The following is a 19,704-nucleotide window of genomic DNA, read 5'->3' as shown; positions in this document are numbered from 1 at the left end:
GCCGCTCGATCTCGATGGCCTCGCCCATCCAGCTTCAGGGCGGTGCTCGGGCGTTTCGGTGTGCCGGGCGACTCAAAAATCTTCATCTGCGGAGCAAGCGCGACTCGGTCGACGTCTCGCCCCTTCCGGTTCGTCAAACCGCGCTACGGGTAATCTGAATGTTCGTCCTATACCGGAGTCTCACATAGCTATCTCACTTGGCCCTCTTACTGCACACTACAAACCGTCAAGTCAGCGTAGCTGACTGCAGAAATCAAGTCTGGAGTCCCGGCATCTTCATGCGATGATGGATGTCATGACGGTGACTCAGAACGAGGCAACTCGCCCCGAGCGGGAGGCTGATGCCGCGCACGAGGACGATGCGATACCGGCCCTCATGACGCAGGAGCGCACGATCGAACTGCTCCTGGAGCGCTCGAAGCGCGCGAACCGGACTGCGCCGATCAGGAGGGCCTTCGTCCAGACCGGAAGGGCCCCGCAGACGGCCCCCGGCGCACTGCGTTCCCTCGTCTCCAACAAACAGGAACGCGCTCTCGACCTCTACCTGCTGGTGGCCGCCGTCACCAGCGGCGGCGACTACTCGGTGACCGACTGGTCCGCGACCTGGGCCCGGACCCTCGGTGTCTTCGACGAGAAGACCGGAGCGTCTGCGGTCTCCCGGGGATGGAAGGCGCTCAAGGGCCTGCACGTCATCTCAACCTCCCGGGGTACGAAGCGACGGACCACCGTCACCAAACTCCTCGAGGACGGTTCGGACTCGCCCTACGAGCCGCCGATCACCGACGAGCCGTACTTCCAGCTCCCCTTCGAGTACTGGGAGCACGACCTCCACACGGCCCTGTGTCTTCCGGGAAAAGCCATGTACCTGATCGCCCTCGTGCAGCGGAAGCCGAAGTTCCCGCTCACCCAGGCCAAGATCAGCGAATGGTACGGCCTCGCCGAGAGGACCGTCGCCAACGGCATCAACGACTTGCTCCACCACCAGGTCCTCGAACACGCCGGCGTGGAGGCCTACGAGACCCTTGCTGTCCCCACCGGACGGGCCTTCCGGCCGCTGTACTCCCTCAAGGAGCCGTTCCACCACCGTGGGCTCACGCCCGCCACCCAGGAGTCGTCCGAGCAGTAGGGCTCGGGGAAACAACCGCACCGCCCCTCGCAGGTTGGCGCCCAAAGGGGCGGTGCGGTCACACCCGCCGGTCTGACCGGCAGATTGGAGGGGGCCCTGTGCCCACCATAGGCGCTCATACCCAGTTCCATCCTCGCCCGCCATCGCACGGGGACGTGGACCGTCTCAAGGCCACGATCCGGGCCCTGTCCATCGTCGTCGGCGTGCTCGGCGGCCTTGCAGGCGCGCTGATCTGCTACCTAGTGGTACGACACCTGGGTGCCGCACCGCTCGGTGCCGCCGCCTCTTCCGGCGGTGGCTTCATCACGGTCTCGACCTTCATCTACTTCATCGAGGAGAAGCTCGGGCTCTTCTGAGAGGCGGGCGGTGCACGGCGGAGGCGGTCCGCGAACCCCAGCTTGCCGTGCTCGGCACGCCGTCGCCGCCCACCTGGAACCGACTCGGTTGGCCCCGTTAGAGGTAACAGGACCAACCGATCTTCAAATGCTCGGCGAACGCCAGGGCCCGCTCGCGCTGAGCCTTCGGCGTGCTGCGCAGGTTGCGGAAGTGGGCCACCGAGGAGTCGAGACGCTGGCTCGGCCTGCCGGCGATGAAGAACTCCACCGGCACGTCGAGGACCTTCGCCATCTGTGGACCCAGGTCCGGCCGCGAACGGGAGACGCCCATCTCGTTTCTCACGGACGGGAAATGCCGCAGCTCACTGGCAGTAGGCCCCTGCGCAAGCGCGCCTCGTCATGGCGCCCACCCTGTTTGCATGGGACAGCGGCCCGAGGGGAGGCAGCGTCTTTACGTCACGGGTTGCTACTCCCATTGCAACTTCTAAATAACCTCGGATATTTTGAAGTAAGGAACAGGGGGAGGTAGCCATGACGCAAACACTGGAGCGAGAAGAAGAGCAGGTCAGAGCGCTCTTTGAGCGCGTAGAGCGAGTGGAGGCCGTAGCGGAACGGATCGAGCGCCAGAAGCCGGACGAAGCATCGGAGCTTCGTAGCGTCGCCGAGGCCGCACTCTGCACCGCCGAGCCAGTCCGCCTGAAGATCGCGGCGTCCTTGCTAGCCATGAGCGACCGTACCGTCAGGACGTGGGTTGCCGAGGGCGTGCTGTCCCTGGTGAGCGAGCACCCCCAACGATTGGACCCGATACAGCTCCACCGCGTGTTCCACCTGGTGAAGGACCTGCGGGCTGCGGGCCGCAACAGGGACCTCATCAACGCCGTCTGGAACCGCCTGTAAGACGCGGCTCTACTCGACCGAGAAGACCTGAAGACCAGCCTCCAACAACTACGCAAGGGGCAGGTCGAACCAGCGTTGACCAAAGATGAGGAAGAGGCAGCGCAAGCCCACTAGGCTGCGTCAGTGCCTGTCACGGTCCATGTCACGCCACTCGCAAAGCAGCAGGTCACAGACCTGCGGCGAGCGCACCGAGCCGCATACGACCAGTTCCCGAGCGAGCTGAGAAGCCAAGGCTGCAGAGCCCTCGGATACAGGCTCACCGGGGACATAGTCGAGCGCCTGTGTGTAAAACACCTGGTCCGCGCCCTGCGAGTGGTCGTGGCCTTCACGGCTGAGGACGAAGCGACCATCGTCATCGTCGGACCCCACGGCGATGACGATCCGCACAACGACGTGTACACGCTCCTCTACGAGCTGGCAGGCCTGGAGCGTCCGCCGCAGGGCGAGCGAACGAAGCCGCCCTGCTGCAGCACCGAGGACGGCCTTCCGCCACTTGCTGATCAGAGTCTCGCTGATGATCTGGAGAGCCGGGCCCGCGACCTGACAAGGGCCGGCCGCCGACGGGCCAGCCGCCGACGCTGACCTTGCGTACTGCGGGTGCAGGTAACGGCTTTGCTATGAGCCGCAATCGGTGAGTCGATCTCGGTGTTCTGTGAGGGATCGCTATCCGGCGGGGCCGGACGCATCCCCCGCCCGCCCCCGCCAGTCGGCGAGGTTGTGCCGGGTGGTGACGGTGTCGGGGTGGTCCTTGCCGAGCACCCGCACCATGTGGGGCAGCAGCTCCGCCAACGCGGCGGCGGCACCGGACGCATCCCCCGCTTCCCCACGCCACCGGGCGAGGTCACCGCGGGTGGCGAGGGTGTGGGGGTGGTCCTTGCCGAGCACCCGCACGATGTGGGGCAGCAGCTCCGCCAACGCGGCGGCGGCACCGGACGCATCCCCCGCTTCCCCACGCCACTGAGCGAGGCTACGCCGGGTGGTGAGGGTGTCGGGGTGGTCTTTGCCGAGCACCCGCACCGTGTGGGGCAGCAGCTCCGCGAACGCGGTGGCGGCGCCGGCCGCATCCCCCGCCTGCCCCCGACAGTAGGCGAGGCTGAGCCGGGTGGTGAGGGTGTCGGGGTGGTCTTTGCCGAGCACCCGCACCGTGTGGGGCAGCAGCTCCGCCAATGCGGTGGCGGCGCCGGCCGCATCCCCCGCCTGCCCCCGCCACCAGGCAAGGTCGTGCCGGATGGTGAGGGTGTCGGGGTGGTCCTTGCCCCGCACCCGCAGCGTGTGGGTCAGCAGCTCCGCCAATGCGGCGGCGGCGCCGGCCGCATCCCCGGCCCTTCCTCGACAGAAGGCGAGGTCGTGCCGGGTGGCGAGGGTGTCGGGGTGGTCCTTGCCCCGCACCCGCAGCGTGTGGGTCAGCAGCTCCGCCAATGCGGCGGCGGCGCCGGCCGCACCCCCCGCCACCCCCCGCCAGAAGGCGAGGCTGCGCCGGGTGGCGAGGGTGTCGGGGTGGTCTGGGCTGTGGTGAGTGGCGGCGGTGTCCAGCATGTGTTGGAAGTGACTGATGGCGGCGTTGACCTGGCCGCTCTCGCCGAGGCTGTAGCCGGTGCGGTACAGCACTTCATGTATATCGGGGGTGTACAGGGCGTCCTGGGCGCAGTTGGTGAGAGCGTAGGTGTTGGCGCGCAGGGCCTGGGCGAGGGCGGTGTCGCATTCGATGTCGGGCCAGGCAGATATGAGGGCGTCGGCGGCGGTGCGAGCGAGCTGGTTGAGCTGGTCAGGGGTGAGGGTGTCGCGGGTGGCGCGCTGGATGAGCTGGTGGACGCGGACCGTCTGGTGGGGCGCGGTTGGGGTGTGATTGATGAGGCTGAGGCGGTGCAGGGCCCGCAGGGCGTCAGTCGCCTCCTTGGAGGTGGCCTGTGCCAGCGGGTGCTGACGCTTGCCTGGCCACCATCCCGGTCGCCGGGCAGCTCCAGGCAAGGTTGGGGGGCGGTGATGTGCGAGGTGTGCCAGGGCGGGCGGGCTGGTCAGCACGGCTTCCGGGATGCCGTTGGCATCGAGCAGGGCAGCCAGCTGGAGCATGGGGCGGGCCAGACCGGCGGGACGGAGAATGTCGGCGCGGTCGAGGGACAGGGACCAGGCGGCGGCCAGGGGGATGGTCTGGTCGTCGGGGAGACGGTCGGGGGCGGCATCGGCAAGGGTGGCGGTGCGGTCGGCCAGCAGGGCGCGGTAGGCGGCCGCGATCTGGCCGGAGTCGACGAGGTAGGCGGCTGCCTGGGCCAGGGCTAGGGGCAGGTATCCGAGATCGGCGGCGAGGGCCGTGAGCTGGCCGGCGGGCTCTTCTCGGCCGCGGTCGGCCAGGGACCTGGTGAGGTAGGCGGAGGCTTCGGTCTCGGTGAACAGTCCGACCTCGACCATGCGGCGGCCTTCCCCGGTCAGGGCGGCATCCCGGCGGCGGGTGGTGACCAGCGTCCGGCCGTACGGGCTGGCGGGCGGCCACAGGTTGTACCGGTTGTCGGGATCGTTCGGGTTGACGACCAGGTCGTCGGGGTCGGCGACGTCGTCCAGGACGACCAGCCACCGGCACGGCTTCTGCCCGGCCTTGGGGGTGAGCCAGGCCAGAAACGTCCGCGCGGCCTGCTCGGGCTCGTCGGGGTCCGCCCGGCACAGTTCGACACCGGCCTGGGCGTAGCCGTCCACCACGGGCGAGCGGGCGCTGGCGGTGACCCAGACCAGGACGTCCAGGTGGCCGTCCTTCCAGGCGGTGCGGGCGTAGTCGGCGGCGAGCTGGGTCTTGCCCACCCCGCCCATCCCGGACAGCACCTGCCCCCGGACGGTGTTCTGCCCGACCAGGACCGCGGCCTGTCCACCCGTCAGCGCCCCACGCAGCCGGACGGTTTCCGCCCGGTCCTGGAAGGAGCACGCCCGCGGCGGGATCACTCCCACTTGATGCGGCCACTCGGCTGGCGGCCGGGACGCTCCGTAGTGGTTGTGCTGGGTGCCTTTGCCCAGGACCGGGCCGTGGAACGTGCCGTCGGAGAAAACGACGTGGTCCCCGACACCGGCGCTCTTCCCGGGCTGCGGGACGTCATCGGTCACCCGGCGCCTCACCGTAGTGGTTGTGCTGGGTGCCTTTGCCCAGGACCGGGCCGTGGAACGTGCCGTCGGAGAAAACGACGCGGTCCCCGCCCGCTGCGGCACCGTCCGCGAGGGGGCGCAATGCCTGCAGCTGCTCCACGAGCCGCTCCAACGCCGCGGCGAACTCCCCGTCCCGCTCAGCGACATCCTCCAGGGAATCCGTCAGCCGCCGCCGGGTACGCTCCGACAACTCGCCGCCCTGCCCGGCCTCCTCCTCCGCCCGCTCCAGCGCCGGATCCGACCCCAGCCGGGAACTGACCAGCTCGTGCAGCCGGTCCATCCCCGCATCAACCGCCTGGTCGACCTGCGCGTCCACACGCCCCGCCGCCCGGCGAGCCTTGCGCACCAGCCAAGCGAACACATACCCCGCCGCGATCTCTGCCCCCGGGACCACAGCACCCCCCCCAAATCGGCCGAAGACGACACGATGACCGTACCCCTAACCAGACGCCCTTCACGGCGAGTTACGGCTCATGCCAGACCCGTTACCGGCACCCCTACACGCTGGGCGGCTGCACTGCGGCTGGCCGGTGGAGCGTGCCCTGACGGAGCCCGCGAGTGACTGCCAGGGCAGAAGCTGATCAGGACTGCTCTGCTCGTGAGGTGGCTGAGCTGCGGAATGCTGCCCAGGGGAGAAGGATGGGCCGCATAAGGATCGGCGCCATGCATCCGCCATGCGAACGACTGGGCCGTCAGAGCCCGCAACGCATCGCATTCATCACACACACATTGGGAATCACCATGCTCACCCCTACTCGGCGGAGGGGCCTCGGGCTTCTCTACGCATCCTGCTGCGCCGCCGTGTTCCTCGTTCCTGCCGGAGCCGCTACCGCCACGGCAACCGTCCAGTTTCCAGAGGCATCCTCTGCCGTGCCCGCCGATGATTCGGACACCTCAGGTGGTGACGATCAAGGGGCTGGCGATCAAGAAAGCAATGATCAGGGGGGCGCCGACCAGGAGAACGACATCCAGGCGAGCAATGATCAGGAGCAGTCCACTGCCGACGAGGGGGCGTCCTCGGTCAACAGCAGCGGGGAGACGACAACGACGACCAGTTCGTCGGATGGCGCTGCGTCGTCGACCACCAATGACAGCAGCAACAACAACGCCCGCCTAGCCCACACCGGCACAGCAACCTCCGGCCGTACCGCGGACACACAGACCTTCGGGGCGCCTCCCCGGTCCGGCGCCGACGCGGGCAACTCGTGCGATACGCCGTACGGCTGCGGCACGGTGGGCGGCAATCAGCAGTCCCACCAGGGGCAGAGGAACGCGCCGCCGGAAACCCACGGCATGGAGCCGCCCGACATTTTGAACACGATCAAGAATGCTCCGGGTCCTGCAACGGCCACTGACCTCCCGGACCTGAGGAACTCCATTCCCGAGCTGGCCTGCCAGCTGGCGAACGGCTGTACGCCCGACAAGTCAAAGATGTATCAACGGGGCAGTGAGCCGGAGGAGCCGCCTCCTGGGCCGTGCGTGCCGCCGAAGAACGATCCGAACTGGCAGCCCCCAGACCAGTGCTTCGGCAAGCTCGGCGGAGGACAGAGTTCGAGCCAGCCATGACTACCCGGTACCGCCGGTTAAGGGGTGTTAGGGCCAACGGGTCCAATGCCGGCCTTGGGACTGGTGGGCTCGCATGTTGAGGTGTCGCGTATTTCTTGTCGCCGAGAACTCGGTCTCACGTTGAGTGACGCGAGACCGAGCTGCGGGCCGGCCGCGTTTTGAAGGCGGAAAACGTCTCCGGCGGCCTCAACAGCGAGATCGCCGTCCGCGTCCATACCCCCCGGCGGCACGGTCTTCGTCAAGGGGCTGCGACAGGAACACAAACGGGCGTGGACGCAGCAGCGGGAAGCCGACGTGGCTCCCTCCGTACGCGACGTCGCCCCGGCCCTGCTGTGGCATGTCCAGGAGGCCGGGTGGGATCTCCGGACCGGATGAAGAACCACAGTCCCACGCCGGAGCTTTTCGCCGGGGAAATGCTGCTGTACACGGATTGCTTTCCCACCAACGTCCTGATCGCCCAGGACCGGGAGGTACTGGTCGGCTGGGCGTGGACGTCGTACGGCGCGGGATGGATCGACCCTGCCCTATGGGCGGTGTGGCTCATCAGGGAGGGTCACACGCCCCGTAAGGCGGAGCGATGGGCCTCCCAGGTGCCCGCGTGGGCCACGGCGACGAAGGAGGGCCTGGACACACTCACGGTGGCCACCGTCAGCGTCCGGGAGGAGATCACCGCTGACGATCCGGAACCGTGGATGACCGGGATGCTGACCGCTGCAAAGGCATGGAACGAGTACCGGCGCATGGTCTGACTGACAGTCTGGTCTTCGGCACACCCCGAACCGAGAGGAACCCATGAAACTGAAACAACTCGCCGCCACAGCAGGAGCAGCCCTGCTGACCGCGCTGGCACTGCCGGCAGACGCCCACGCCACCGCCATTGCCTGCGGAGGCGCCGTCTCGACCCAGAACATCGGCGCACAGGGCTGTATCTCCGCCGAACGGTGGAAGGACGGCCACGTCTTCATGCGGAACATCACCGCCCACGCCGTCATCACCAACTCCCGCGCCCACGCCTCCTACGTCGACTACGAAGCGTATTTCCGGATCCGCGAAGGCGGCCACTGGGTCAAGCTCGGCAACGGCCGCACGATCGTCCAGCGCAGGTCCACGATCGGCCCGTTTGAGATCGGCAACACCGACCGCGTCTGCGGCCCCGTCAACGCCACCGCCGAAATCCGGGTGCATGTGAGGCCGGCCGGCGGGGCGTGGAGCAACTGGAGCGGAGCCGCGACGAAGCAGTGCCAGACGTGAGCGAGGTACGACGACGCCCGCCCCCGCCTCCCGGAGTTGGAGGACAGGGGCGTCCGTGGAACGAGACGTTCCCCACCCGCCGAAAAGGGTGAACGCCGCATGAGATAGCCGGTGTGGTGCTGGTCATGTTCTGCACCTGAGCTAGGGGGCTGTCGCTGCGTCGAGGGCCGATTCGGTCCTGGGGGTTGAGGAACATTGGCGTCGGATCGTGCGTCTGCACGTTCCGTGATAGCCGTAATCCGTCAGAACAGGGCGTCCTGGCCCGGCTCCTCACGAGGCAACGGACCGACGTCCTCACCGCTCCACTTCGCCTCTAGGTGCTTGCGCCAGCCCGTCGGCGGAGGCCAGGGGACACCCCATTCCGCAAGCTGCTTCTTCGACCAGCCGCCGTTGGGGGTCCGCGCGGCGGCCACCTCGTCAGGGGAGGGCACGTAGTTGACCATACGGAGATGCTGCCCCAGCACGCGGCCTGGGTGCCACAGAAAACAGACCAATATGGCCCCGTACCTGCTACCGGTCCCTGGGCCCGGGGGTCCTCCCCGGGCCCAGGGGCATCAGGAGCCGGTGACTGCACCCGCAACGGCGGCCGCCAAGGTCAAGACGCCGAGAGCAACCAGCAGTGGCTGGGTGGCTGTGGGGTGGCGGTGCGTGATGTACGCCGCAGCGGCACCGAGCAGGAGCACGACCAGCATCAGGGCCGCGTCGCCGGAACTGAGGGACATGCGTTCTCTCCAAGGATCGCAGTGGGATGAATGTGGCGCCGGAGCCGTGGAGAGAGGTTGAGGGACGAGGGGGCTAGCTACGCAACTCTCGCGAAAATCCGCCGTTTTAGCAGGTCACACGGTTGCGCAAGTCTTCGCGAGAATCTTTTGCCCCCATCAGGGCCGGGGCGCGTTCATGGCCGGGGCGTCCCCAGAGACGAGGGAGTCCCGCCCCGCGGCCAGTTCCGGCACGGACTTGTACAGAGTCGTACGGGAGACCCCGAGTAACTTCGCGATCGAGGTGATGGTGTTCTCCGGCTGTGCGAGAAGGGCGCGGGCGTGCCGGACCTGCTCCGCGTTCATGGCCGGCGGCCGCCCGATCTGCTCGCCCGGGCGCGAGCCGCCGCAAGACCCTCGTGCGTGCCCTGCACGATCAGTTCCCGGATGAACTCCGTGAGCGCGGCGAACACGTGGAACACCAGGCGCCCGCCCGGGGTCGTGGTGTCGAGGGCCTCGTGCAGCGGCTGGAAGCCGATACCGCGCTTGCGGAGGCCGGAGACGATGGCAATCAGGTCTTGGATCGAGCGGCCCGGGTGGTCGAGGGAGGGCACCACCAGGGTGTCGCCGGGCCGTAGGTAGTCCAGGCACTTCCACAGTTCCTCGCGCTCGGCGTTCTTGCCTGACTTCTTGTCGGTGAAGACCCGAACGCAGCCGGCCGCCGTCAGTGCCGCAATCTGCCGGCCTTCCCTGCCAACTCCTCGGGGGCCCGGGTCGGGTACGGGCGCGTGTCCACGGATGCCGCCGCTTGCGTTCACTCCACAGTCTTCCCAGTCGTAGCAGCCGTCAGTGTGCGGATCGCCTGGCGGCGCAGACCCGGGCCCTGGTGGCATGCCGGGCGGGAAGGCGCCGGCGTGGGCGGCGGCTTTGCGATGACCAGCACGCCGGTGACGTGGGCTGCAGGCGAAGACGTGCCAACTTCCCCTTGCGGAAGCGGGTTTCACTGCGCTGTACCCAGGGAATCGCATACGCTGTAGATATCTACAGCACTTGGAGTGTGAGGAGTACAGCACAGATGCATCGCCTTCAACCCGTTGCCAACGGCCTGCGCACCGACCACCCCGTCCCCGGCCTGCCCTTCGTGGACGACGAGCACATCCCGGTCGACGACCCCGCCGCAATCGAAGCCATCGGACGTCACGAAGAGGGCGGCACCTGGGGCCGTTGGGACCGGGAGCGCAGCGTGGACGACTCCTGGCTCGCCTTCACGACCGACCCGATCCGTCAGGACCTGGCCTGGGTCGTCCGCCACCACTCCGAGCACGGCCGCACTGTTCTGCTGGTGCGAGACAATGACGCCTCGCCCTGGCACAGCAGCTGGTGGGGAACCCAACTCCTGTTCCGGCAGGGCGGCTACTGGTGGGACGGAACCAACTGGCACCGGCCCGACCAGGTCTGGGACGCCCCCAGTGAGCGATACGACCACCGGCCCGTCAAAGCGGCGATCACCATCACAGCCGCCGACCTGCTCGACGACAATGCCCACCCCGACGGCGGTCGTCTTCTGAAGGTCGCCAACTTCGACCTGGACGCGCCGCCTCCAGACACCTGGAACGACCACCTCGCCATGTGGGCCTCCCGCCGGCCTCGCGACGCGCGGCCGCTGTCAGCGTGCGTAGTGCGTCTGTCCGCACCGGAACTCGCCGCCGACCAGCTCATCGGAGTGCCTGAGATGGCGCAGATTGGCAACATCGCGGCCTCCACGCTCCGCGCCTACATCGCTCGGAACCAGCGCGATGTACCCCCGCCTCAGGCCACGATCAACGGCCGTAACCTCTGGGCTCGCCCGGTGGCCGAGGACTGGGCGGAAGAACGTGACCGCTCACCTCAGAGCGCGGCTGCAAAACTCAACTCCAGCGACGACAACCTCCCCGTCGGCCTGTCTGAGCTGCGTCAGCGGTTGGCCCGCCGGTTCTTCGGCGTTCTGTGGGAGCGGCCGGACTGGCGCAAGCGCTGGGCTCTGCGTTTCCGTACCGAGAGCGCTGTTCACGAGGTCGCAGATGAACTGGCCTGGAGCGTGGCCGACAACACGGGCAGCATCATCGACCCGCATGACCTGGCCGTCACCATCCGGCATGCCATCCTTGACGAGTTCGCTGCCGGCAAGGAACTCGACGAGTCCCTTGGCGACAGCGACCCGGCGATCTTCTACGGCATCGTGACGCCGGTGGCGAAGATGCTCGACTGGCTCATCCGGCACCACCCACTTGCTGCCCACGACGTCATCGGCGAGATCATCGGAGATGCGGAGCGGCGGCTGGACATCCCGCGCGACGTGAGCGCTCAGTCCATCCGCACCGCTCTTGGGCTGGACAGTCAGCTACCTCGTCAGGCCCGGCTCGACTTCCTTGACCGTGCGCTCCCGCCTGACTCCCGCTGATCTGACACTCAGGTCCCACCGGTGGAGTCTGGTCGTTCCAAGCTGCGAAGACCTGTATGTCGCCGCATACCCGGGGCCGAAGACCCCGCATGCGAATGCGGCCTGCAACAGGCCCGATGCTGCCGGACTCTGCGCGCAGCGGGGGTGGCGCAACTGCGGCGGGAGCCGATGTCCTGACTTGTTGTCAGTGCCGCGTCCTACCGTGAAATTGACGGGAGTTGTCGAGAAAGGGTGGTAGTGGGTGGCCAATATCGTCTGGCACACGAAGCTCCGGATTCTTATCGACCTGAACAAGGACGACCTTGACCACCCGGAGTTTCCTGACTTGTGGGAGACGATCTACCGGATAGACCGGTACCACGGGCGGCTCCGCACTCCCGTGCACGAGCGGGAGCTGCAGTGCGGGGGCGTCTGCCGGGAGCAGGGTGTCGAGGCCTGGATGCATCTTCGTGTGCGTAATGGCCGGCGGGAAGCCGTTCACGAGCGCAGCGAGGACGAAGCCCGTCATGTCGTGCCCATGAGCGATGAGCACAAGGCGTACCAGGAGCGGATCCTGCGTGCGGCGGAGGAGGGCGGCTTCCACGGCGACAGCGAGGTACGCACCCGAGCCGGCCGGAGCTGGATCCAGACCGACACCCTCGTCGAAGGTAGCGACGGCCGTCGCATCGGCTGGGAAGTCCAGCTGTCCACCATCGGCTCCGACGGTCTGTGCGGTGTCCGCGCCCGCGCCGCCAAGGCAGAGAAGAACGGCATCACCCCGGCCTGGCACACCGACCGCTCCGACTACGCCCAACGCCACGACACTCATTGGACCCGCAGCGACAACCTCCCCGCCTACGTCATTGCCAGAAGCGGCGACCTGCGCGTCGTCTCCGGCTTCCGCAAACTGGACTTCTGGCACTGCGACGTCCACGCCGTGCACCCCTGCCCCAATGGCGTACGCCGATGCGGCAAAGCACACGCCACGCCTGTTCCCAAGGACGTTCTGTTCGACGTCCTGGTCCGGCGAACAGCCGCTGGCACGATCGTGCCCATCCAGTTCCGCACGCCCACCAAGCTCCACCGCTTCTGGGTCACCGACACCGATCAGGACCGCTACCACGACCTGCTCAGCGACGACACCCAGCTCCCTGAGCCTGCGATCGACGCACCTGCTCCCGCCAGCGCCAGCCGAAACCGGCCTACCTGCCGCCCCGGTCTAATCGCCACCACATCCCCGCTGCTCACACCGCCGGCGGCCCCAAGCCCTGCGACGCTCCACTCTCCGCTGCCCGCCCAACCTCGCTCGCCTGCCACCGAAGCAATCAGTGGTACGGCCACATCATCGAGCGCTGAAACAGATCTCGTGCCTCGGCCTGGCCCAGCCATCCAGACGGGGCTGCCTGACACGCTGATCGTGCTGCAGCAGGCCGCGGACACGGAGCACGTCAAGCTGCAGCAACTGGCCGACAACGAAGAGCGCAGGCAGCAGCGGAGCGTGTGGTTCGAAGCAGCACACGCCGCGCAGTCCGCGATTACCCAGTACGCCCGGACCAAGCGCCTCAACCGGTACGAGGTGGAGAAGGAGATCCGCAGACTCGTACGCCACCCGGAGAACACTCCGGCCGAGTAGCGGTTGCTGCCTGGGCACCATCACAGTCCGCGAAGGCGTGCGGACCGGGACGGGACTACTGAAGGCCGCGAGGTGGCACGATGGATGAACAGGCAGTCATGACAAGGGAGTTGGCGGGCGCCAGCGACCAGGGATTGCAGCGGATCACTGCCGCGGTGTTCAAGAAGCAGATATCGAAATCGGCCCAGGCTGTAACGGCTCCAGTCCATGGACGAGATGCCTCCCGCGGCAACGACCTCCACGCCTAACCCCACAACGGCATGCAACATGCGTCACCGCAGATCCGATCCACCGAACCGGCCTGCCACGTGCGCGATCAACGACTCCAACTCCGGAGGCCAGCAGTCGGCTTCAGCCATCCCCACCAGGACGTGTCAACGAGAACTGCCAGCTCAGGATTCGAATGCTGACTGGGGTACTACTGCGTGGCTGATTTCTGTTGGGCGCCTGTGAGATGGCTGTAAAGCGTCTTTAGGTCCCCGTCACGCTCCTCGTACAGTCCTGTGCTTGTACGCGTATTCGCACAAGTGTTTGAAGACTCTACGGGGAAGGACACGAGTTTTCGTGCGAAAAGCCAGACGGTGGCTGACGGGCCGCCGCTTCTCCTCCCGCGCCGCTCTCGGCGCGGTTCTGCTGGCGGTCGTGCCGTTCGCTGCGGCCGGTACCGCTTCCGCCACCTCGACCACTGCCGCAGCGAGTTCGGACCTGGATCCCAACGCTCCGCCATCGAGCAGGCCGGCCGCCGGTCCCGAACGTGCCGCTCTTGCCGCCAACAGCCGCCCCACCTCGGGCAAGAACCCCTCGGCGGGACCGCAGTTCAAGAAGTCCGGCAGTACGTGGCGTGTCATCGCACCCGAGGTGGTGCTGCAAAACACCGCCACCGATCCGGACGGCGACAAGGTGGACGTCACCTTCGAGGTCTGGACAGCGGATGCCGACGGCAAGCCGAAGGACCGGGTCAAGCTGACCGACACCAACCCCTACGGCGTTCTCGTCTCGCCCTATGTCGCCTCCGGTAAGCCCGCCCAGGCCCAGGTCGACTACGGCAGGCTCAAGCCCGGCGTGACCTACGTGTTCCACACCAATGCCTACGACGGCGGCCTGTACGAGACCGAATGGTCGCCGTGGGCGACGTTCCGCATCGAGCCGTACATGTCGTTCCCCGCGCCCCAGGCGTCGTCCACGATCGACCAGACCACCCAGACCCCCGAGACCTTCACCCGCACCGATCCGGGCCCGGCCCTGCCGACGCTGCGCGCCGACGGGTCGATCGCCAAGCAGCCGGCGAAGAAGCGCTCATGCGGCGCGCCGGATGCCCAGGGACACCGGCTGTGCATCGAACTGTCCCCGCCGTCAAAAAAGCAGAGCCTCACCCCGCGCAGGCCGGGCATTGCCGCGGCTGTTCCCAAGGCGGAGTTGATCCCGTGGTGCGAGGACAAGCAGTCCGGGGCGGACTACATGACCCGCAGCGACGCCTGTCTGAAGAGCATCGGGAGCGGGAAGTTGATCTTCACCGACACCGACCCGGAAAAGCCCGCGCTGGGGTACGCCAATTTCGAGTTTGAGCAGCGCGTCAAGGCGTACCCGACCAAGACCGAGTCCGGCAGCGACTTCGCCGAGTTCGACCAGCAGATTCTCATCAAGCCCACGTACATCGATCCCCAACTCGAAGACGTGAAGATGGACTGGAAGGTGGCCAGTTCCTGCGACGACGAGTGCATCCAGACCCCGCCGAAATGGACGGACGACAACGGGACCGACACCGGCGGCTCGGCCTACTGGGTCACTCAGACGACTTCGCAGTACGACCGCAGGTGGGGCACGGCGCTGACGAAGTGGGTCGGTTCCGGCAAGAAGCAGATCGACCTCGGCTGGGACGTGACGGCCACGGTGGGAGCTGGCGGAAACCCCGCCACCGCCAACTTCGGCACCTCCGGTGACACCCGAGTGCGGGAACTGGCCCCCCGCTGCGACACTCTCGTTGCCGGTGCCAAGCCCGGCTGCACACTGACCTACTTCCACCCGACCCTCACCGTCGACACCAACCTGTACCCAGCCGCCGGCGCGTACTACTGGCTGATGCAGGAACGCCTTCCCGACCACGCCGGCGCACGCCGTTGGGATTCCCTGCTGCACTACCTGGGTCCCGACACGACGGTGAAGAACTCCAACGGCGACCCCTGGACGACGGACGACAGCCGCAAGGTCGTCTGTCCCACGTCGTGGAAGAAACACACGGCGGACAGCTCCGTCGGCGCCACCGACTGCGACGAATACGCCATGGCGTCCACCCACGAATCGGGCGGGTTCCCCGACGGGGTCAACCAGGTCTCCCGCGGAGACCAGTGCGCCCAGTACTTCACGGACCGCATGACCAACGGGAACACCGAGTTCGGTCTCTTCGCCGACACCCGTACGGCCACGCGCGGCCCGTCGGGCAAGGAACGCTGTGGCAGGGCCGCAATCAACTCCACCCAGAACGAGAAAGCGTTCAGCAAACTCCCTGTCGCCAAATGGCGCCTGCTCGACAACGATGGATACTTCGTCAACCTCCCCGGCTACGCCCACTGCCAGGGCGCAGACAAAACCTGCACCTGGAAGAAGACCGGATAGCCGGTGAACGCGAGAAGGGGCCCGTCGTGGGCCCCTTCTTTGCGTTGCAGCCACTCACGCCAGCGGACGCCACCGACGCTGCTCGTCCTCGTCCAGGGAACTGTCCAGCCACACGAGCCGGCCGTCCAGCAGACCAGGCGTCCCCTCGATGGCGAGCGCCGGAGTCTCCAAGCTGTCCGCGATCTCTTCGAGGTAGGTCACCAGGGAGTGCTGCGGCTTGGTGCCGTCCGGCAAGAGGTACTCGTACTTGGACCAGTGCCACATCAGCCCCGACGCGCTGTCGAGATATGTGCCCAGAACGGTGTCCTCCTCACCGAAGGAGAAGACGGGGATCCATGGCCGCTGCCATACGACGATGTCCTCTTCGCCCGGGACACCAGGTGTCGCGTATTCCTGCTCCGTCTCCGCCTGGAACTCCATCTTGCGCCGGTACACCTCAATGACGTCGTCCAGACGCATCAGGGAGCGATTATCGAGCCAGAAGCCGCCGCCGTTGACGTTGCCGCCCGAGACGAGTCCCCACAGCGTCCGCAGCTCCGCCGGCGCGGCGACCCCCAACGCCGCCTCCACGGCTGCAATCTCCTCTGCGCTCGCGCCCGGACCCAGGGCCGCCTGCGTCATGGGCGCATGCTCACGAAGCCACGCCTCGATCCGCCGCCATGCGTCCGTGACTTGCCGTGCCGCTATCTCCTCGGTCATGGCGGCAGCGTAGCGGCGAGGGTCGCTGACAGCCCATGGCGCCGTCGTAGCCGTGCAGGCCGCGCGGCGCTCGCTGGGCCGGACGCTCGGCTGTCCACGATCCCCGCGCTGGGGGTGGGATTACGCCCGAGCCGTACCCGGTCGCGCACCGGGGTCAACATCGTTCTTGTTGCCACTGCCGCCAGTACTGGCACACCGTCTGCCGGGGCGGTAGGTGGTGCGGCAGCAGTCTCCAGGCGCAGCCGACCCGCAGCCAGTAGGCCAGCGGCCCTCAGCCTCGACCCTCAGAGCGGCCTCGTACGCCAGTGACCGCGTACTTCCTGACATAGCAGCTCATTACCTCGTGCAAGCAGCCTCTGCTGAGGTCATCCGCAAAGGCCCCCAACCCTGTTGCTGAAGCAACTGCCTCCGGACGAGCGGAAGTGAGCCCTTGAGTCGCTCCGGGGTCGCTCACTGCTTCCTCTGCGCGAACGGAGGTGAGCCGGGATCCGGCTCGTACGTCGATCAGGTGGCGCGGTCCTCTCCGCGGGAGCGGGGGTGTTCCGGCCGACCCCCACCACATCGCCGACCTGCGCGCAAAGGTGCTGCTGTCCACTGGCCGGGCGGCACACGGGCAGGACGCGCTCGCCGTGACCGGTGCGCCCGCGATCCCGTTCCACACGCTACGGACGGTCCTCGATGTACTCGCCACCCCCGTCTGACGACGACACCCAGCGAATGACGGCCGCGTTCGAGCAGGTGGCCGCCACGCTCGGCGCCACCACCAGCGGCCTGCCCGTCTGGGGCTGCACGGCCGCACCCTCAGCCGGCGCGCGGACCACCCTGACCACGGTGCCAGCTGGCTGCGTCTGCTGTCCGTCCCCGCCGACAAAGCCGGCGGGAAACTCTGGGAAGGTACCGAGAAGGCTGCGACCGCCTTCCCGACCGCCCGCAAGCCCACGCTCCACTCGTTGTACGACTTCACCGCCGGCGGCTACGCCTACCGCGCCGAACTGACCTCCTACATCGACGAACCCGTGCTCTCCCCAGACCCGGTACTCCGCGCCGAACTCGACCTTTCGGATGCATGGTTCAAGACCATCCGCACGTCCCTGACGGCCATCGCGGCCACCCCTACCGACCGCACCGCGGTCAGGCCGCAATGGATCGCGCGCGCCGTCCCCGAGTACACCGGCCACCCAGCACCCGAGGTCACGGAATGGGAGTGCGCACACGGCGACTTCCACGCCGCCAACCTCACCCGTAACGCCACCCTGCTCCATCTCGGGCTGCTCCTTCGGTGGATCGGGCCGACGGCCACGTCGGCATGCTCGTCGCGGCGTGCCCCGCCCTCACGGGCATACCATCCAGTCGGTATGCCCGTGAGCGTAGGGTGCCGTTCCTCCCGGGGCAAGCGGATCATCACCGCGCAACGCACGAGGCTCAGCCCGCCGAAGCAGCAGGCCTGCAGCCGACGGGATGGGCCGACCCAGACCCGGAAGGGGTCCGTGCCAGACAGCGGGGGGCGAACCGCGCAGGTCAGCCCAGCAGTTCCGCACTGCCGGCCGGTTCGCGCCGATCCTGTCCGTTCATGCGGTGGCGTTCGATGGACGAGCGCCGGTACACCTCCTGCCGCACCCGCTGGATCTCGCCGATGGGCCGGTGTTCCTCGCGCGATCGCCAGGGCGTGATCGACGTGGTGTCGGCGGCCGCCAGGTTGTCGTTGCCGCCGACGTCCTGGCGCGGGAGATCCACCCGGGCGACCGTCACCCAGGGCGACAGGTCCTCGGGCCACTTCACGGAGGTGTTGTCCACCGGCATCCGGACCAGATCAGTGTTGAGCTGGACCTGGAGCTCGAAGGAGTGGTCTCGCTCTGCGGCTTCGGCCACCAGGGTGCGGCGGAATGCCTCGTTGTCCGCGCGCACGTCCACGATCTGGTGTGTGAGGGCAGACAGGGACGCGGCAGTCGGCACGGTACGGATCTTGGCGATGTGGTCGCCGTACCGGAAGGCGCCCATGCTGTTGTAGGTGTACGACAGCAGGTTCCTGCGCGGGACAGTGGTGAACGACAGCATGGCGAGCAGTTCGTCCCACAGCCAGCTGTCAGGATCGGTGAGCGTTCCCCGGCGGGTCAGGAACTCCGCCATCCAGGTCTTGCGGCGGGCTGGGTCCACCAGCGCCTCGGGCAGTTCGGCGAACAGGTCCTCGATGACCATGTAGTCATAGGCGGTGTTCGCGAAGAAGACCTCGTTGTTGATGAGGTTGAGATCGAAGGTGCCGCTGTCGCGTTCGTCGTCCAACAGCGAAGGGCCGGGAACGCCGAACAGTTTGATGCCCATGCCGCACGCCGCACCCAGTTGGTGGTCGGGGCGGTGATGACCCAGGCCGTTGGAGTAGCGGACGACGGCGTCGTACACGGCTGGGCGGCCGAAGATGCCCTGGCGGTAGAAGCCGGTGTTGTCACCAACGGTGACCATGGCCTTGAGGAGGCCGTAGGTCTTTCCGTGGGCCGTACGGATGGCGCGGCCGACGGGCTGGCGCTCCACGGAGGAGCGGGTGCGGCGCGCCACCTGCTTCACAACTTCGTCCAACTCCTGTTGGTAGGTGGAGCGTTCAGTGGGGCGGTAGTCCTCGTAGCGTATGGGGTTCACGGTGCCGCCTTCCTGTGTCGTGGTGTCCTGCCCCAGACGCTAGTGTGCAATTTAATTGTGCGCAACCTAACTTGCTGTGGTGAACCACACGTCGCGCGATCTGGTCGGAACGTGGGCATGGACGACGGAAGAGTCCCTGACCAGGGCACACAGCCCGGCGCCGTTCCCGATCACGGCGCCGCACCAGTCACACAGCTCCGGCTCGGCAGCCTCGTCCTCACCCGGCCCGTCGTCCGCCGGCCTGTCAGCGGGCTGTGACCGTGCACGGTAAGTGGCCCGGCTGGACAACTTCGGTGCTCAGGTCCTCCCAGGTGCGGGAATGCTAAAGCGCCGTGTCGGAGGGGTTGATGCGGGCCTCAGGCCGAGCGGACCCGAGCAGGGGAGAGCTGCGACGCGAGATCTGCGAGGCAGTGCTCCATCCCGCCGCCGAGGGGCGGCCGCGACGGTCGACGATCGCGGCGGACCAGCGACGGGACCTCTCCAGCGGCCGCTTCCTGGATGGTCGAGCCTTCACGCTCACCCGCGGCTGAGTGCCTTCCCGCCGGCTTGGGAAACGTTTCGGCTTCGTCCCTTCGGGCGGAACCCGAGTCCGGGGTGCGGACGGGCGGCCGCACCCGCTGGCACGATGCGTCATCGAATGATCCCTTGCTCCGCACTCGCCCGGTTCGTATGCCGGTAGGGGATTCGCGTGCACGCGGGAGGCGCAATGC

The 19,704-nt window shown here is 67.5% G+C and carries 21 protein-coding genes; 10 read left to right on the top strand and 11 right to left on the bottom strand.

The window, feature by feature from the left end; genetic code table 11:
• The first annotated feature begins 295 nt into the window (after window positions 1-295).
• Together IPZ69_RS19230 and IPZ69_RS19225 are read left to right on the top strand one after the other, a co-directional pair.
• Window positions 296-1,126, top strand: a complete 831-nt coding sequence (locus IPZ69_RS19230; protein ID WP_235455384.1) for a hypothetical protein — start codon at window positions 296-298, stop codon at window positions 1,124-1,126.
• A gap of 155 nt (window positions 1,127-1,281) precedes the next feature.
• Window positions 1,282-1,482 carry a hypothetical protein gene (locus IPZ69_RS19225; RefSeq protein ID WP_235455383.1) on the top strand — a complete coding sequence of 67 codons (201 nt, stop codon included), beginning with the start codon at window positions 1,282-1,284 and terminating at the stop codon, window positions 1,480-1,482.
• 97 nt (window positions 1,483-1,579) lie between these two features.
• Here IPZ69_RS19225 and IPZ69_RS19220 read toward each other — a convergent pair whose 3' ends face one another.
• Window positions 1,580-1,804 (bottom strand): hypothetical protein, encoded by a 225-nt coding sequence (locus IPZ69_RS19220; protein WP_235455382.1) that lies wholly within the window; start codon window positions 1,802-1,804, stop codon window positions 1,580-1,582.
• A 188-nt stretch (window positions 1,805-1,992) separates the two neighbouring features.
• On the opposite strand from IPZ69_RS19220, the gene IPZ69_RS19215 reads away from it, so the two are divergent.
• Complete coding sequence (locus tag IPZ69_RS19215; protein WP_235455381.1) at window positions 1,993-2,358, top strand: hypothetical protein; 366 nt, start codon at window positions 1,993-1,995, stop codon at window positions 2,356-2,358.
• Window positions 2,359-2,481: 123 nt separating this feature from the next.
• Window positions 2,482-2,940: a hypothetical protein gene (locus IPZ69_RS19210; RefSeq protein ID WP_235455380.1), complete on the top strand. Its 459-nt coding sequence runs from the start codon at window positions 2,482-2,484 to the stop codon at window positions 2,938-2,940.
• 81 nt (window positions 2,941-3,021) lie between these two features.
• On the opposite strand, the gene IPZ69_RS19205 is transcribed toward IPZ69_RS19210, so the two are convergent.
• Together IPZ69_RS19205 and IPZ69_RS19200 are read right to left on the bottom strand one after the other, a co-directional pair.
• A complete protein-coding gene (locus IPZ69_RS19205) occupies window positions 3,022-5,445 on the bottom strand; it encodes a tetratricopeptide repeat protein (RefSeq protein WP_308407500.1) in 2,424 nt (807 codons plus the stop codon).
• Window positions 5,435-5,830, bottom strand: a complete 396-nt coding sequence (locus IPZ69_RS19200; RefSeq protein WP_235455379.1) for a hypothetical protein — start codon at window positions 5,828-5,830, stop codon at window positions 5,435-5,437. The genes IPZ69_RS19205 and IPZ69_RS19200 overlap by 11 nt, the downstream gene beginning before the upstream one ends.
• Before the next feature lie 455 nt (window positions 5,831-6,285).
• Here IPZ69_RS19200 and IPZ69_RS19195 point away from each other — a divergent pair, with 455 nt between their 5' ends.
• The 3 genes from IPZ69_RS19195 (at window position 6,286) to IPZ69_RS19185 (ending at window position 8,301) form a co-directional block, all read left to right on the top strand.
• Window positions 6,286-7,050 carry a hypothetical protein gene (locus IPZ69_RS19195; RefSeq protein WP_235455378.1) on the top strand — a complete coding sequence of 255 codons (765 nt, stop codon included), beginning with the start codon at window positions 6,286-6,288 and terminating at the stop codon, window positions 7,048-7,050.
• Window positions 7,051-7,403: 353 nt separating this feature from the next.
• Complete coding sequence (locus IPZ69_RS19190; protein ID WP_235455377.1) at window positions 7,404-7,799, top strand: hypothetical protein; 396 nt, start codon at window positions 7,404-7,406, stop codon at window positions 7,797-7,799.
• 43 nt (window positions 7,800-7,842) lie between these two features.
• Window positions 7,843-8,301: a hypothetical protein gene (locus IPZ69_RS19185; protein ID WP_235455376.1), complete on the top strand. Its 459-nt coding sequence runs from the start codon at window positions 7,843-7,845 to the stop codon at window positions 8,299-8,301.
• A 242-nt stretch (window positions 8,302-8,543) separates the two neighbouring features.
• Here the strand turns inward: IPZ69_RS19185 and IPZ69_RS19180 are convergent, their stop codons facing one another.
• The 4 genes from IPZ69_RS19180 to IPZ69_RS19165 form a co-directional block, all read right to left on the bottom strand.
• Window positions 8,544-8,744 carry a hypothetical protein gene (locus IPZ69_RS19180; protein ID WP_235455375.1) on the bottom strand — a complete coding sequence of 67 codons (201 nt, stop codon included), beginning with the start codon at window positions 8,742-8,744 and terminating at the stop codon, window positions 8,544-8,546.
• A 111-nt stretch (window positions 8,745-8,855) separates the two neighbouring features.
• Window positions 8,856-9,023 (bottom strand): hypothetical protein, encoded by a 168-nt coding sequence (locus tag IPZ69_RS19175; protein WP_235455374.1) that lies wholly within the window; start codon window positions 9,021-9,023, stop codon window positions 8,856-8,858.
• Between the two features lie 156 nt (window positions 9,024-9,179).
• Window positions 9,180-9,365, bottom strand: coding sequence for a helix-turn-helix domain-containing protein (locus tag IPZ69_RS19170; RefSeq protein ID WP_235455373.1), 186 nt, complete (start codon window positions 9,363-9,365; stop codon window positions 9,180-9,182).
• Window positions 9,362-9,817 (bottom strand): recombinase family protein, encoded by a 456-nt coding sequence (locus IPZ69_RS19165; protein WP_235455372.1) that lies wholly within the window; start codon window positions 9,815-9,817, stop codon window positions 9,362-9,364. Before IPZ69_RS19165 ends, IPZ69_RS19170 begins: the two co-directional genes overlap by 4 nt.
• Before the next feature lie 323 nt (window positions 9,818-10,140).
• Between IPZ69_RS19165 and IPZ69_RS19160 the strand changes: the two genes are divergently transcribed.
• The 3 genes from IPZ69_RS19160 (at window position 10,141) to IPZ69_RS19150 (ending at window position 15,664) form a co-directional block, all read left to right on the top strand.
• Window positions 10,141-11,439 carry a hypothetical protein gene (locus IPZ69_RS19160; RefSeq protein WP_235455371.1) on the top strand — a complete coding sequence of 433 codons (1,299 nt, stop codon included), beginning with the start codon at window positions 10,141-10,143 and terminating at the stop codon, window positions 11,437-11,439.
• Between the two features lie 241 nt (window positions 11,440-11,680).
• A complete protein-coding gene (locus IPZ69_RS19155; RefSeq protein ID WP_235455370.1) occupies window positions 11,681-13,051 on the top strand; it encodes a hypothetical protein in 1,371 nt (456 codons plus the stop codon).
• A 564-nt stretch (window positions 13,052-13,615) separates the two neighbouring features.
• Entirely contained in the window at window positions 13,616-15,664 is a 2,049-nt protein-coding gene (locus IPZ69_RS19150; RefSeq protein WP_235455369.1) for a hypothetical protein, read from the top strand.
• 54 nt (window positions 15,665-15,718) lie between these two features.
• Here the strand turns inward: IPZ69_RS19150 and IPZ69_RS19145 are convergent, their stop codons facing one another.
• The 4 genes from IPZ69_RS19145 to IPZ69_RS19140 form a co-directional block, all read right to left on the bottom strand.
• Window positions 15,719-16,363 (bottom strand): SMI1/KNR4 family protein, encoded by a 645-nt coding sequence (locus tag IPZ69_RS19145; protein ID WP_235455368.1) that lies wholly within the window; start codon window positions 16,361-16,363, stop codon window positions 15,719-15,721.
• Window positions 16,364-16,517: 154 nt separating this feature from the next.
• Complete coding sequence (locus tag IPZ69_RS47850) at window positions 16,518-16,616, bottom strand: hypothetical protein (protein ID WP_374293479.1); 99 nt, start codon at window positions 16,614-16,616, stop codon at window positions 16,518-16,520.
• Window positions 16,617-17,025: 409 nt separating this feature from the next.
• Window positions 17,026-17,154: a hypothetical protein gene (locus tag IPZ69_RS46990; RefSeq protein WP_268834767.1), complete on the bottom strand. Its 129-nt coding sequence runs from the start codon at window positions 17,152-17,154 to the stop codon at window positions 17,026-17,028.
• A gap of 727 nt (window positions 17,155-17,881) precedes the next feature.
• Window positions 17,882-18,994: a catalase family protein gene (locus IPZ69_RS19140; RefSeq protein ID WP_235455367.1), complete on the bottom strand. Its 1,113-nt coding sequence runs from the start codon at window positions 18,992-18,994 to the stop codon at window positions 17,882-17,884.
• Window positions 18,995-19,704 lie beyond the last annotated feature (710 nt).

This window comes from Streptomyces olivochromogenes (genome assembly GCF_021538895.1).
Classification (GTDB): domain Bacteria; phylum Actinomycetota; class Actinomycetes; order Streptomycetales; family Streptomycetaceae; genus Streptomyces; species Streptomyces olivochromogenes_A.
The sequence above is the reverse complement of the archived record's forward strand: the minus strand, read 5'-3'. Positions and strand labels throughout refer to the sequence as shown.